We start from the raw sequence: 13,912 nt of genomic DNA, 5'->3' as shown, positions 1-13,912 counted from the left end.
GCTTCCCGAAGCCCACGCCTTACTGGCGCGGGTACTACGGCAATGACATCACCGCTGGAAAACAAGCATGTAGCTGACAAGACCAGACCTTAGCGATTCATTCGCTGATCTCACTTGCAGAGTAGCGCGAAGCTATCACCTCCACCAGAGGCGCTTGAATGGCAGACAGGGAATGTTCAGACGACGGGAGAGATGTCGAGGATCTGGATACTGTTCTGGTCTTTGAGGATCTTGACCGTCGGTTCGGGTTTACGGCCTTCCAGGTCATTGAGGTCCAGTTCGGCGGCCACCGGCACCAGCTTGTCGCGAATCAAGTGTGCCGCATCTTCGAGGCTGGGCTTGCGCTCGCAGGTGAACTGCTCCACGGACTGCACGCCGTGATCATCAACGAAGGTAATCTGCCACTTTTGCATCGGTGCCTCCTCGATAAAGCCCGCGTGTGGGCTTACCTCTATCTGGACCTTGAGGGCTCGCTAAACGTTCCACTCAAGGTCGCAGGCACCGGGTCTACCGCGCTTACTTCTCGGCGCGTTCCCTGAGGGCTTTCAAGGTGTTGAACGGGGCGTCCACCACGAACTTGTTGGCCAACCACGAAGGCACGCTGCCGCCTGGCTCGGTGTGTACCTGGTAGGTCACTTCGGTTTCGTTGGCGCCTTTAGGCACCAGTTTCCAGTAGCCGTCGACCTGGGCCACGCGCACATAACCCTTCACTTCCGGCTGATAGGTCGGCACTTCCAGCAGCGCGCGGGTCACGCTGCCGTCGGCGGCCTTGGACGTGGTGATTTCCAGGATCGAATCGCGGTCGGTCACTGGGAACGGGGCCTTGAATTGGGTGTAGGTCCAGCTCTTGACGCCCTCCTGCTTGAGCAGTTTTTGCGACTTGCAGTCATGAATCCAGGCGCAGGCACCGACCGCATCTTCCTGCAAGGCCTCGATCTTGGCCACGGGGGCCTTGATCACTGTCACACCGCGATACGCCTTGTACTTGGAACCGGCGACTTCGCTCAGCGACACCTTGATCCCGTCTTCATCCTTGGCGACTTGCCAATCCTCAGCCTGAGCAGTGGCAGCAAACAACACCGTAAAACCGCACAACACAGCCATTCGTTTCAGCGAACCCATTGTTGTATTCCTTATTGTTGAAGTTCCGATAGTAAAGCCATCAAGCCGCCGTCATCTGCTCCCACCAGCCGATCAACCTGATCGCATCGGCCTGGTCGGTGCCGCAGACCTCGATATCCGCCTTGAAATCACTGCACACCGCCGGCCGTTCCGGTTGTCCGAACAGCAGGCATAACTGTTCGACCGACAGGTGCAGGCAGCGTTCGCCCGCGGGTTTGCCGTGGGGCATTCCCGGCAGCGGTGAACTGATGGAGGGGGCGATGCAGCAAGCGCCACAGCCTTCACGGCATTTCATGAGCAACAGGTCCTCGACGGCTCAATAGGGACGGCCGGGCTAGAGTACGCCCTTAAACAGCCGTTTTAAAATGGTCTAACAGGGGTTTTTCGCAGAAAATAAAAGTGACTGACCAGTCTGCGACAGATGGTCGGGTGTCGACGTCACCTTCGTCGGAAAAGTTTATTGTTTGAATTCGAAATCCAGCGCCGCGCCTTCCACCTCACGCCGTTCTTCGTTGCGCAGTTGCAGCTTCATCTCATTGCTGAGCAGGCGACCGTTGATCTGGAACGCACTGTTGTCAGCCGGCTTTTCACCAAACATCGGCGGCAACAACGGTACGTTTTTTGGCGCGGGCATGCTGCCGATGGGCTGCAGATGCCTGACCATGTCGGAAGGCAGGGACAAGTCCAACTGTGCCGGTGGCAAGTGGGTCTGGGCCACTTCGCGGGCGGACTTGGACTTGCTCGCAATCGGCGCGCGTTTTTTTGCCGACGCGTTTTTTTTGTTGGTCGCCGGGGCTTTTTTCGCCGGGGTCGGTTTTTTTGCGGGGGTTGTGTGCTCGGTACTCGCGGTCGGTGCGGGGTCCGCCACAGGCGTCGCCGCCAGCGTGACGCCGACGTGACTCAGGCTGAACAGGCTAATCACTAAAACAGCGCGAAAAATAGAAGTCATATTGCCAACAGCTTTAACGGCAGAAGGCCATATGCTCGCTTGTTGAGGGCAGCATGACAAGCGCGGTGATTGGCCAGCTATCAGAACTGGCTGCTTGGCGAGCCTCACAAGCCGGCCGCTGTCTCCAGGCATAACTGACTGGCGAGCATCCCCAAAGTCATCAGCGCCCGCTCTGCCTCGCGATTCCACGGCGTGCCGCAGTTCAGACGAATACAGTGGTTGAACTGTTCCGTATTACTGAAGATCAACCCCGGTGCGATGCTGATGCCCTGCTGCAATGCACGCACGTGCAGTTCCTGGGTATTGACCCGCCCCGGCAAACTGACCCACAGGATAAAACCGCCGGTCGGACGGGTCATCTGGGTGCCTTCGGGAAAATACTGCTGAACCGCCAGTTGGAAAGCGCTGAGGTTCTTGCGGTACTCCTGGCGGATGTAACGCAGGTGCCGATCGTAACCGCCGTTCTCCAGGTACGCGGCGACGCCCATCTGGGTGACGCTGCACGCCGAATGGGTGCTGAACATCTGCAAACGCTGGATTTCCTGCTGGTACTTGCCGGCGATCATCCAGCCGATACGCACGCCGGGTGACAAGGTTTTGGAAAAGCTCGAGCAATAAATCACGCGGTCGAGGCGATCGTAGGCTTTCAGGGCTTTGGTGCGCCCCAGTTCGAACATCAGTTCGCCGTAGATATCGTCTTCGACGATCTGGATATCGAAATCCGAGGCCAGGCGCAGCAAGTGTTTCTGCCGCTCCTCGGGCATGGTGCCGCCCAACGGGTTGCTCAGGCGCGTGGTCAGCACCAGGGCTTTGATCGACCACTGGTTAGCGGCCAATTGCAGGGCTTCCAGGCTCATTCCGGTGGCGGGGTCGCTGGGGATCTCGATGACCTTGAGGCCCAGCAGATCCGCCAACTGCAGCAAGCCGTAATAGGTCGGCGACTCGGCGGCGATCAGGTCGCCCGGCCGCGTCAGCACCCGCAACGACATCTGCAGGGCATCGACGCAGCCGTGGGTGATCACCACTTCGGAGGGGTCCACCACCACGCCGGCATCGCGCATGCGGATCGCCACCTGGCGGCGCAACGGCTCGAAGCCGGGGCTGAACATGTAGCTGAACGCCCGCGGGCTCTGGAAGCGCGTGACCTTGGCCAACTGCTGGTGCAGTGCGCGTACCGGCAAGTAATCCACACTCGGCACGGCCGCGCCCAGCGGGAATACGCCTTCGCGACGCGACTCCACCAACACTTGCTGAATGATGCTGCTGCGCGTCACCAACCCCGGGCGCTCGACCCGGGCGATATCCGGCGTCGGCGCCGTCAGCGCCGGTGTCTGGTGTACGTAATACCCGGACTGCGGCCGTGCGCGAATCAAGCCCTGATCTTCCAGGTTGGCGTAAGCCTGCAACACCGTGGCATGGCTGACGTTGAGCTGGGAGCTCATCTTGCGCACCGAAGGCACGCGCTCGCCCGGTTGATAGACACCGCGCCGGATATCCTCAGCCAGTTGCTGGGCGATACGTTGGTAAAGCAACAGATTGGTCATGACGCAGCACTCGATTTCACGGCTATTTTATTTTTGTGTGAAACATACCGGCACAGTTTAGAAGTGTACGGGGACAGTTGCCACAATAGTCGAGCGCGAGCGGCAGTGATAGAAAAAACTGTAAGGGTGGCCTGAGGCGTTTCGGGTACCCCGAAAAAAATGTGGGAGGGGGCGCCCCCTCCCACATTTTGCTTGCGCCAGGTTCCTAGCGGGCGGCGCCCAACTGGCCCTTCGCGTCGGAGAACACGATCTCTACCCGGCGGTTCTGCGCGCGGCCGCGCTCGGAAGCATTGGCCTCCACCGGGTACTGGTCGCCATAGCCTTCGACCTGGATGCGCTTTTCGTCGATCCCCAGGTCCACCAGCACATCCGCCACCGATTGCGCGCGGTCGCGGGACAGTTGGAGGTTTTCCTGCTCGCCGCCGGTGCTGTCGGTGTAACCCTCGATACGCACGATGCGCTTGGGGTTCAGTTGCAGGAACTGGACGATTTTCAGCACGGTGCGGTTGGCCGAGTTTTTCAGTTCGGCTTCACCGGTGTCGAACAACACGTCGCCCAGGGTCATCACCAGGCCGCGATCGGTCTGGGTGGTGGCCAGGCTGGCGATCTGTTCCTCGAGCCATTTGCCCTGCTGCTGCACGCTGATCAGCTTGCTCTCGCGCAGGGCCAGTTGCAGGCGCTGGCGTTCCAGTTCGAGTTTGGTGCCGCGTTCCTGATTGAGCGCCTGCTCGGTGTGTTCGCGGGCGATCGCGCTGTAGCGCTGGCTGAGGTAGGCGTAATGCACCACGTCGGCACCGCTGCCCCAATAGCTGGATAAGCGATCGGCACGGGCCAGGGACTCTCCGGCGCGGATCACGTCCTTGGGCGCGAAGCGCAGCACGTTGGCGTCTTCCTTGACCTTCTGGAAGTCGCTGCCCGCCTGTTGCAGGGCCTGCTCGCCATTCGGGTGGCTGGCGCAACCGCCCAGGGCCGCGCTGCCCAGCAGCACGACGCAACTCAAGCCACGGATCATCGGGCTCATTGGGCTTCTCCCAGCTGCAATTGCTTGCGCAGGCGGGTGATACGGGTATTGAGCACGTTCAGTTGTTCCTGACTCTTGCGGGTCAACACTTGGGCTTCGGCGAGACGCGCATCCAGCTCGGCCTGTTCGGCCTGCATGCGCGCGTTCTTGTAGGACTGGTCGGCCATATCAGCCTGAGCCTGGGCGAATTTGCCTTCAGCCAGTTTCAGTTCGGACGATTCATCGGAGTTGGCACCCACGGCGTTGGCTTGTTCCAACGCTTGCTGGGTGAGGCGTATTTGTTCATTCGGCGCAGGATCGGCTGCACATCCCGCCAGAGCAACGACGGCGAGGGCCGCTAAAAAAGGTCGAAAAATCACTGAAAATCCCTACTTTGTTGGGGTGCCGACGGGTTGTTGCAATTGCGCTTTCCAGCGCTCCAGATTGCGCTGCAGCGCAGCTTGCGCCACACCAGACCCGGACAATTCTGTCATCTTTTTCGCCAGCTGTCCGCGCAGCCAGGGGTCATTGCACGCGGAGTTGTGGGAAATCGCCAGGTACAAGCCAGGCTGATCGACGGGCACGTCGCGGGCGAACAGGTCATTGCTCATGCCCAGGGTCTCGGCCATGGCCATGCCGGAGTAACGCCCGGCGAGTACGTAGTCCACTTCCCCCAGCAGCAGTTTCTGAAACGCCGGAGTCAAGGTGGGCAGGCGTTGCAGGGTCAATTGCTGGGCGGCGAAGGTTTCAAAGTCGTGGCTCAACCGCGCCCGTTCCGACACCGCGCCCTGATGGCCGTGCAGGTCCGCGGCCGTGGCATAGGCCAGCGCCGAGTCCTTGCGGGTCCAGACCAGATAGTCGATCTGCACCAGCGCCGGGTGGAGGTAGTCGAGGGTTTCCAGCTCGCCGATATTCAACGGCGCATCGGCCAGCAGATCCATGCGCCCGCTGCGCACTTCGTCCAAGGCCTGGGAACGCTTGCCGCCATAGAGCAGGTCGATTTTCAGCCCAAGGTCCTGGGCCACTTGCTGCAACATGTCGGCGGTGGCGCCGATCAAGTGCGTGGGGTCCTGGGGATCGCGCCAGAGCAAAGGCGGAGCGTCCGGGCTGCCGGTAGCCACTAGGCGCTCGCATTTGCCGGCCGCCAGCGACAGGGTCGGCAGCAACAGTGTGAAACCCAGCAGTGTGGCCCAGGGGCGCAATTCCATGGCGAGGTGCTCCGATAATAAAAAGCCCGGTCAAAAGACCGGGCTCTTTATAAGTGAAGCGACTGGATTAGACCAGCTTCTCCAATTCAGGTACGGCTTCGAACAAGTCCGCCACCAGGCCGTAATCAGCCACCTGGAAGATCGGTGCTTCTTCGTCCTTGTTGATCGCCACGATCACCTTGGAGTCTTTCATGCCGGCCAAATGCTGGATCGCGCCGGAGATACCGACGGCGATGTACAGCTGTGGCGCAACGATCTTGCCGGTCTGGCCGACCTGCATGTCGTTGGGCACGAAACCTGCGTCGACCGCAGCGCGGGAAGCGCCGACGGCAGCGCCCAGCTTGTCGGCCAGGGCGTACAGGTGCTTGAAGTTGTCGCCGTTCTGCATGCCACGCCCGCCGGAAACGACGATCTTGGCAGCGGTCAGCTCAGGACGATCCGACTTGGCCAGCTCTTCGCCGACGAAGCTGGAAATGCCCGCGTCATGGGCCGCGGAGACGGCTTCAACGGCGGCCGAACCGCCTTCGGCGGCAACCGGGTCGAAACCGGTGGCGCGCACGGTGATGACCTTGACCGCGGCGGTCGATTGCACGGTGGCAATGGCGTTGCCGGCGTAGATCGGGCGCTTGAAGGTGTCGGCGCTTTCGACCGAGATGATCTCGGAGATCTGGTCAACGTCCAGTTGCGCGGCAACCCGCGGCAGGATGTTTTTGCCGTTGGAGGTGGCAGCAGCCAGGATGTGGCTGTAGCCAGCACCCAGCTCGGCGACCAGAGGCGCGACGTTTTCCGGCAGTTGGTGAGCGTAAGCGGCGTTGTCGGCCAGCAGTACTTTGCTCACGCCAGCGACTTTCGCCGCGGCTTCAGCCACGGCGCCAGCGCCCTGACCTGCAACCAGCACGTGGATGTCACCACCGATTTTCGCCGCGGCGGCCACGGTGTTCAGGGTGGCCGGAGCCAGTACCTTGTTGTCGTGTTCAGCGATTACCAAGATAGTCATGATTAGATTACCTTCGCTTCGTTTTTCAGTTTCTCGACCAGTTCAGCCACCGACTTGACCTTGATGCCCGCGCTGCGTGCAGCCGGCGCTTCGACTTTGACGGTCTTGTTGGTAGAGGCGGTGGAAACGCCCAAAGCATCCGGAGTCAGCACTTCGAGAGGCTTCTTCTTGGCTTTCATGATGTTTGGCAGAGACGCGTAGCGCGGCTCGTTCAAACGCAGGTCGGTGGTGACGATGGCCGGCAGTTTCAACGAAACTGTCTGCGCGCCGCCGTCGATTTCGCGGGTCACGGCAACGCTGTCGCCGCTCACTTCGACTTTCGAGGCGAAGGTGCCCTGGCCGTAACCGGTCAGTGCAGCCAGCATCTGGCCAGTCTGGTTGTTGTCGCTGTCGATGGCCTGTTTGCCGAGGATCACCAGCGATGGCTGTTCCTTGTCGACAACGGCTTTGAGCAACTTGGCCACGGCCAGGGAGGTCAGTTCTTCAGCGGACTCGACCAGGATGGCGCGATCAGCGCCCAGGGCCAGAGCGGTACGCAGCTGCTCTTGAGCAGTGGTCGGGCCGATGGTAACCACGACGATTTCAGTCGCCACGCCTTTCTCTTTCAGGCGCACGGCTTCTTCCACGGCGATTTCGCAGAAAGGGTTCATCGACATCTTGACGTTAGCGAGGTCGACGCCGGAATTGTCCGCCTTGACGCGAACTTTCACGTTGTAATCGACAACGCGTTTGACAGCTACAAGAACCTTCATGGATTCCTCGTTACTCTCCGGTGAAAAGAAAGTCGCCTAGGCGAACCTGGCGGTTGATGCTCATCGGCACACAAGGGCACCTTCAAAACCTTCGGCAAGTGACGCAGCGATGGAGAGTGATGACCGTTCGTCAGTGGTGACTGGGAGGTCATTCATGATCGCGACGTGTAAACTGCGCGCCAGCATTGGGCACGCGTCACTCTTTTTCGCCTTCGCCTGTCTTTAAAGGTGCTCTTGAAACCTACAGTCAGCCTACGGCGAGCGCAAAACCGACCGTATCTTGACCGGAACGCCTATTCTGGTCAATACGGCAAAATGGCCAGTCATAAGCCCCGTTGCTTTGATTTACCTAGCTTCCAAGCAATTCAAACAAACGTTTGTATTGGACGCTGAGAGTGGTGTAGATATAATGCGCCACCTAGAGAGAAAGGTGGTCATCCGCCTGCCCAGTGAACGCAGCGATGACGCTTACGACACCCAACCTCCACCCATTAGAAAAAAAGCCTGTGAGCCTGAGTAGGAGATAGCCTGTGGAACGCGAATACATGGAATTCGACGTGGTCATCGTCGGCGCTGGCCCGGCGGGCCTGTCTGCCGCCTGCCGACTGAAGCAGAAGGCCGCCGAAGCCGGTAAGGAAATCAGCGTCTGCGTGGTCGAGAAAGGCTCCGAGGTCGGCGCACATATCCTTTCCGGTGCCGTGTTCGAACCACGCGCCCTGAACGAACTGTTCCCGGACTGGAAAGAACTCGGCGCTCCGCTCAACACCCCGGTGGTGCGCGATGACATCTATGTGCTGCGCAGCGCCGACACCTCGACCAAGGTGCCTGACTTCTTTGTGCCCAAGACCATGCACAACGAAGGCAACTACATTATCTCCCTGGGCAACCTGTGCCGCTGGCTGGCTCAGCAGGCCGAGAACCTCGGCGTGGAAGTCTACCCAGGCTTCGCCGCGCAGGAAGCGCTGTTCGACGAAAACGGCGTGGTGCGCGGGATCATCACCGGCGACCTCGGCGTCGACCGCGAAGGCAAGCCGAAGGAAGGCGTCTACACCCCCGGCATGGAACTGCGCGGCAAGTACACGCTGTTCGCCGAAGGCTGCCGTGGCCATATCGGCAAGCAACTGATCCAGCGCTTCAAGCTGGACAGCGACGCCGACGCCCAGCACTACGGCATCGGCCTGAAGGAAATCTGGGAAATCGACCCGGCCAAGCATCAACCCGGCCTGGTGGTCCACACCGCCGGTTGGCCGCTGGACATCATGAGCAACGAGAACACCGGTGGCTCGTTCCTCTATCACCTGGAAAACAACCAGGTGGTGGTCGGCCTGATCGTCGACCTGTCCTACAGCAACACTTTCCTGTCGCCGTTCGATGAGTTCCAGCGCCTCAAGCACCACCCGGTGCTGGCCCAGTATCTGGAAGGTGGCAAGCGCGTCAGCTACGGCGCGCGCGCGCTGGCCAAGGGCGGCATCAACTCGTTGCCGAAGATGGTGTTCAAGGGCGGCGCATTGATCGGCTGTGACCTGGGCACCATGAACGTGGCCAAGATCAAAGGCAGCCACACCGCGATGAAGTCCGGCATGCTCGCCGCCGACGCCGTGGCCGAGCGCCTGTTGGCCGACGCCGAAGGCGGCGATGAGCTGACCAACTACGTCGACGCGTTCAAAGCCAGCTGGCTCTACGAAGAACTGTTCGCCACCCGTAACTTCGGCCCGGCGATGCACAAGTTCGGCCCGATCATCGGTGCCGGCTTCAACTGGTTCGACCAGAACATCCTCGGCGGCAAAATGCCGTTCACCCTGCACGACACCAAGCCGGACTACGCCTGCCTCAAGCTGGCCAAGGACTGCCAGAAGATCGACTACCCCAAGCCCGACGGCAAGCTGAGCTTCGACAAACTGAGCTCGGTGTTCATCTCCGGCACCAACCACGAAGAAGAACAACCGTGCCACTTGAAACTCAAAGACCCGAGCATCCCGATCGGCACCAACCTGCCGCTCTACGATGAACCGGCGCAGCGCTACTGCCCGGCCGGTGTGTATGAAGTGGTGACCAAGGAAGACGGCGAGAAGCGCTTCCAGATCAACGCCCAGAACTGCGTACACTGCAAGACCTGTGACATCAAAGACCCTTCGCAGAACATCACCTGGGTCACGCCGGAAGGCGCAGGTGGGCCGACTTACCCGAATATGTAAAAGGGTTGCATGACCCAGGAGGCTCCCAGATCGGGAGCCTTTTTTGTGGCTGGCATCAACTCAATGTGGGAGGGGGCTTGCCCCCGATAGCGGTGGAACAGTCAGCACATCGATGGCTGACCCACCGTCATCGGGGGCAAGCCCCCTCCCACATTTTTAATCCCGTTGAGCCAGGGAGAATCAGGCAGCGCGCTCTTCGCCCGGGTTGCGCTCGAAGTAGCGCTTATATTCGCGGCTGAACTGCGACGTACTCTGATACCCCACCCGATGCGCCGCCTGTGCCACGCCCATGCCTTCCACCAGCAACAACTGCTGCGCCTTGAGCAAACGCAAACGCTTCAGATACTGCACCGGCGACAACAAGGTGCAGCGCTTGAAGTGTTCATGAAAGGTCGACGCACTCATGTGCGCGTAACCTGCCAACGTCTCGATATTCAGCGGCTCAGCGTAATGAGCATGCAGGTGATTCAACGAGGTGGCGATCCGCGAGAACTGCCCCTGCTGTTCCACCAACGCCCGCAACACATCGGCCTGGGGCCCGCGCAAGGCGGTGAAGAGTAACTCGCGCACACGCGCCGGGCCCATGATCCGGCTTTCCAACGGATCATGCAGGCATTGCAACAGGCGCTCGACGCAACCGCGCATGGCGTCATCCAGCACCACCGAACTCATCGACTCCAAAGTCTGCGCCGTCGGCGGCGGCCCGGCCTGCATGCCCATGGCCATCACCAATTCGCCCAGCACCACCCGGTCAATCCCCACCGTCACCCCCAGCAGCGGTGCGTCGGGCGCCAGGGCGAACGTCTCGCACTCGAACGGCACCGGCATCGCCTGGATCAGGTAGTGCCCCGCGCCGTACTCCAGGGTACGCGGGCCCAGGTATGCGACTTTGCTGCCCTGGGCGACGAACATCAGGCTCGGCTCATAGATCTGCGGCCCGCGTGCGACGTCGCAACTGGCGCGCAGCACCTGCACGCCCGGCAGGTGGGTCGGGGAGAAACCGTCGCAGGGCGTCAGCCGCTCGATCAAGGAAACCAGGGTGGCGTTGGCGTCGAGATGGCGGGTCAACAACATGGCAAAAAACTTCGCGAATAAGGGATGAGAGCATCATCGCAGGTCTGGCGCGCCGTGCATCCAAACCAGGCGTACTCCCGGACGAATAGGCATGAGACTCGGAGCAATCGCCATGGCCGCCTCCGGGGTCGGCGCGGAAAATGGCCCACCTCACTTGTCACTGCTTCTGCGAGGTTCACTCATGTACACCGCTATCGGTTATGCCGCCCAGTCGGCCACCACTCCCCTCGCCCCCATGTCGTTTGAACGCCGCAGCCCGCGCGCCGATGACGTGGCGATCGAAATTCTGTACTGCGGCGTCTGCCACTCTGACATCCACCAGGCCCGCAACGAATGGGGCATCGCTGTGTACCCGCTGATGCCGGGCCACGAGATTGTCGGCAAAGTCACCGCCGTCGGCGCCAGCGTCACCGCGCATAAGGTCGGTGACCTGGTCGGCGTCGGCTGCATGGTCGACTCGTGCCGCCATTGCGACGCCTGCCAAGTGGACCTGGAGCAATACTGCCTCGAAGGCCCGACCATGACCTACGCCACCCCGGACCGTGTGGACGGCAGCAACACCATGGGCGGCTACTCCGACAGCATCGTGGTCAGCGAACACTTTGTGGTGAAGATCCCGGCCAAGCTCGACCTGGCCAGCGCAGCACCGCTCCTCTGCGCCGGCATCACCACCTACTCGCCGCTCAAGCACTACGGTGTGAAGGCCGGCGATAAAGTCGGGATTCTCGGCATGGGCGGCCTGGGCCATATGGGCATCAAGTTCGCCAAGGCGATGGGCGCCGAAGTCACGCTGTTCACCCGCTCCGCGAGCAAGGCCGAGGAAGGCCGCCGCCAGGGCGCGGATCATGTGATCGTGTCCACCGACGCCGCGCAAATGCAAGCCGCCGCCGGGCACTTCGACTTCCTGCTGGACACCATCCCGGTGCAGCACGACCTGAACCCCTACCTCGATGTGCTGCGCTTTGACGGCGTGCATATCCTTGTTGGCCTGATCGAGCCGGTGGACCCGCCCGTCAACGCCGCCAAGTTGGTGCTGGGGCGTAAAATGCTCGCCGGTTCGCTGATCGGCGGCATCGCAGAAACCCAGGAAGTCCTGGATTTCTGCGCCGAGCATGGCATCACCTGCGACATCGAAATGCTCGACATTCGTCAGATCAACGAGGCGTTCACGCGCATGATCGCCGGCGATGTGAAGTACCGCTTTGTCATCGACATGGCGACCTTGAAGGCCTGATCAGGCCTTCGCGCCCAACTCCGCAGACAGCCGCGCCGCAACCTGTTTGATCACAGGAATCAGCTCGGCCATTTTCTCCAGCGGCATGTAGGGCACGGTACTGGCGATGCTGATGCCGGCGACGATTCGCCGGCTGGCATCGCGCACCGGTGCCGCCACGCAGCGGATCGACGGTTCGTTGTCTTCCAGGTCGAATGCATACCCGCCCAGCACATACTCATGCATGCGCTGCTCGAACTGCGCCCAGGATTGCTCGGGGTGTTGCGGCCACTGCAGGTGTTTCCCTGCCGCCGGCTGGCTGACTTCGTACAGGCGCTGCCACTCTTCGACACTGTCATCCAACAGCAGCGCCTTGCCGATGCCGGTCCGCGCCAGCGGCATGCGGTGGCCGACCCGCGAGCGCATTTCCGGACCGTTGCGCCCGGGGTTCTTGTGCAGGTAGAGCACGTCGTCGTCTTCGCGAATCGCCAGGTGGATGGTATCGCCGGTCAGCGCCGACAACTCATCCAGGTACGGCACCGCCAGGGTCACCAACGGCAACTCTTCACGCGCCTGAAACCCCAGCTCGATCAGCTTCGGCCCCAGCAGGTAACCGACTTGCGGCACCACGCGCAAGTAGCGCTCCTCCACCAGGCAACTGGCCAGGCGGTGCGTGGTGCTGCGGGTGGTGCCGATGCGCCGGGCGATCTCTTTCAGATCCCGCGCACCAGCCGCCACCGCCTGCACCACGCCCAAGCCACGCAGCAAGGTCTGGGTGCCAGTGGGGGCGGCGTCTTTGACGGGGGTGTGGGCGGTTTCCTGCATATCGAGCCTATGTGGTGGTACGAAAACGAGCGGCATTATGGCAAATACCGAACCTCAATACAGTTGAGATCCAAATGTGGGAGGGGGCTGGCCCTCGATAGCTGTGTGCCAGTCTGCACATCTGTTACTGATAGACCGCCATCGGGGGCAAGCCCCCTCCCACACTTAGATCTTCACATGGCATGAATTCAGCGCTGCTTCATGCGGTCGATAATAACCGCCAGCAGCAGGATCGAGCCGCGGATCACGTACTGGTAGAAGGTGTCGATGTTCTTCAGGTTCATCGCATTCTCGATGATCGCCAGGATCAGCACCCCGGCGATCACATGGCGGATCATGCCGATGCCGCCGCTGAGCGACACCCCGCCCAGCACGCAAGCGGAAATCACCGTCAGCTCGAAGCCCTGGCCGATCATCGGCTGGCCCGAGGTCATGCGTGACGCGAGGATCACCCCGGCCAATGCGCCGATCAACCCGTGTACGGCAAAGATGATGATCTTGGTGCGGTCGACATTCACCCCGGCGAGCAACGCCGCTTCCTGGTTGCCGCCGATGGCCATGGTGTTGCGCCCGTAGGTGGTGTAGTTCAGCAGCCAGCCGAAGAACACAAAGCACAGCACGGTGATGACGATCGGCACCGGCACGCCCAACAGTTGGCCGTTGCCGAACACGAAGAAGCGCTCGTCCATCACGCCGACCGCCTTGCCGTTGGAGAAGATGTAGGCCAGGCCGCGCACGATCTGCATGGTCGCCAAGGTGGCGATCAACGCATTGATGCGCAGCTTGGCGATGACGATGCCATTGATCAGCCCCACCACCAGGCCCATGGCCAAGGCTGCCGACACGCCGAGCACAACGCTGTCGGTGTCGCGGATCACGATCCCGGCCACCACCCCGGCGCAGGCAATCACCGAGCCCACCGACAAGTCGAAGTGCCCCGACGCCAGGCAGAACAGCATGGTGCAGGCGGCGATGCCCACGGTGGAAATCGCCAGGCCCAGCCCGCGCATGTTCAGCGGCGAGAGGAAGTTGT

At 61.2% G+C, this 13,912-nt stretch carries 15 protein-coding genes; 2 read left to right on the top strand and 13 right to left on the bottom strand.

Annotated elements, in window-relative coordinates:
- Positions 1-176: 176 nt before the first annotated feature.
- The 10 genes from TU80_RS02580 to TU80_RS02535 all read right to left on the bottom strand — a co-directional run bounded on the left by TU80_RS02580 (position 177) and on the right by TU80_RS02535 (position 7,572).
- The gene (locus TU80_RS02580; RefSeq protein ID WP_046382393.1) at positions 177-413 is read right to left on the bottom strand and encodes a hypothetical protein; all 237 of its coding nucleotides are present in this window, start codon (positions 411-413) and stop codon (positions 177-179) included.
- A 103-nt stretch (positions 414-516) separates the two neighbouring features.
- On the bottom strand, positions 517-1,122 hold the full coding sequence (locus tag TU80_RS02575) for an START domain-containing protein (protein WP_057003791.1): 606 nt from the start codon (positions 1,120-1,122) through the stop codon (positions 517-519).
- Positions 1,123-1,162: 40 nt separating this feature from the next.
- A complete protein-coding gene (locus TU80_RS02570; protein WP_017848513.1) occupies positions 1,163-1,417 on the bottom strand; it encodes a YkgJ family cysteine cluster protein in 255 nt (84 codons plus the stop codon).
- Between the two features lie 162 nt (positions 1,418-1,579).
- Positions 1,580-2,071, bottom strand: coding sequence for a hypothetical protein (locus TU80_RS02565; RefSeq protein ID WP_057003790.1), 492 nt, complete (start codon positions 2,069-2,071; stop codon positions 1,580-1,582).
- A 104-nt stretch (positions 2,072-2,175) separates the two neighbouring features.
- A complete protein-coding gene (locus tag TU80_RS02560) occupies positions 2,176-3,615 on the bottom strand; it encodes an aminotransferase-like domain-containing protein (RefSeq protein WP_017848515.1) in 1,440 nt (479 codons plus the stop codon).
- Positions 3,616-3,820: 205 nt separating this feature from the next.
- A complete protein-coding gene (locus TU80_RS02555; RefSeq protein WP_057003789.1) occupies positions 3,821-4,636 on the bottom strand; it encodes an OmpA family protein in 816 nt (271 codons plus the stop codon).
- On the bottom strand, positions 4,633-4,995 hold the full coding sequence (locus TU80_RS02550; RefSeq protein WP_026140217.1) for a DUF4398 domain-containing protein: 363 nt from the start codon (positions 4,993-4,995) through the stop codon (positions 4,633-4,635). Before TU80_RS02550 ends, TU80_RS02555 begins: the two co-directional genes overlap by 4 nt.
- A gap of 9 nt (positions 4,996-5,004) precedes the next feature.
- Positions 5,005-5,823 (bottom strand): substrate-binding periplasmic protein, encoded by an 819-nt coding sequence (locus tag TU80_RS02545; protein ID WP_046382389.1) that lies wholly within the window; start codon positions 5,821-5,823, stop codon positions 5,005-5,007.
- A 67-nt stretch (positions 5,824-5,890) separates the two neighbouring features.
- Positions 5,891-6,820 (bottom strand): electron transfer flavoprotein subunit alpha/FixB family protein, encoded by a 930-nt coding sequence (locus tag TU80_RS02540; RefSeq protein WP_017848519.1) that lies wholly within the window; start codon positions 6,818-6,820, stop codon positions 5,891-5,893.
- Positions 6,821-6,822: 2 nt separating this feature from the next.
- Positions 6,823-7,572 carry an electron transfer flavoprotein subunit beta/FixA family protein gene (locus TU80_RS02535; RefSeq protein ID WP_017848520.1) on the bottom strand — a complete coding sequence of 250 codons (750 nt, stop codon included), beginning with the start codon at positions 7,570-7,572 and terminating at the stop codon, positions 6,823-6,825.
- A 530-nt stretch (positions 7,573-8,102) separates the two neighbouring features.
- Here TU80_RS02535 and TU80_RS02530 point away from each other — a divergent pair.
- Entirely contained in the window at positions 8,103-9,767 is a 1,665-nt protein-coding gene (locus TU80_RS02530) for an electron transfer flavoprotein-ubiquinone oxidoreductase (protein WP_017848521.1), read from the top strand.
- A 180-nt stretch (positions 9,768-9,947) separates the two neighbouring features.
- Here the strand turns inward: TU80_RS02530 and TU80_RS02525 are convergent, their stop codons facing one another.
- A complete protein-coding gene (locus tag TU80_RS02525) occupies positions 9,948-10,841 on the bottom strand; it encodes an AraC family transcriptional regulator (RefSeq protein WP_017848522.1) in 894 nt (297 codons plus the stop codon).
- A 181-nt stretch (positions 10,842-11,022) separates the two neighbouring features.
- On the opposite strand from TU80_RS02525, the gene TU80_RS02520 reads away from it, so the two are divergent.
- Positions 11,023-12,075: an NAD(P)-dependent alcohol dehydrogenase gene (locus TU80_RS02520; RefSeq protein WP_057003788.1), complete on the top strand. Its 1,053-nt coding sequence runs from the start codon at positions 11,023-11,025 to the stop codon at positions 12,073-12,075.
- Here the strand turns inward: TU80_RS02520 and TU80_RS02515 are convergent, their stop codons facing one another.
- Positions 12,076-12,879, bottom strand: coding sequence for an IclR family transcriptional regulator (locus TU80_RS02515; RefSeq protein WP_046489321.1), 804 nt, complete (start codon positions 12,877-12,879; stop codon positions 12,076-12,078).
- A 188-nt stretch (positions 12,880-13,067) separates the two neighbouring features.
- Positions 13,068-13,912, bottom strand: an 845-nt coding sequence (araH, locus tag TU80_RS02510; protein WP_057003787.1) for an L-arabinose ABC transporter permease AraH, incomplete at its 5' end; no start/stop codon positions are given.

The sequence above is a fragment of the Pseudomonas veronii genome (assembly GCF_001439695.1).
Classification (GTDB): Bacteria; Pseudomonadota; Gammaproteobacteria; order Pseudomonadales; family Pseudomonadaceae; genus Aquipseudomonas; species Aquipseudomonas veronii.
The sequence above is the reverse complement of the archived record's forward strand: the minus strand, read 5'-3'. Positions and strand labels throughout refer to the sequence as shown.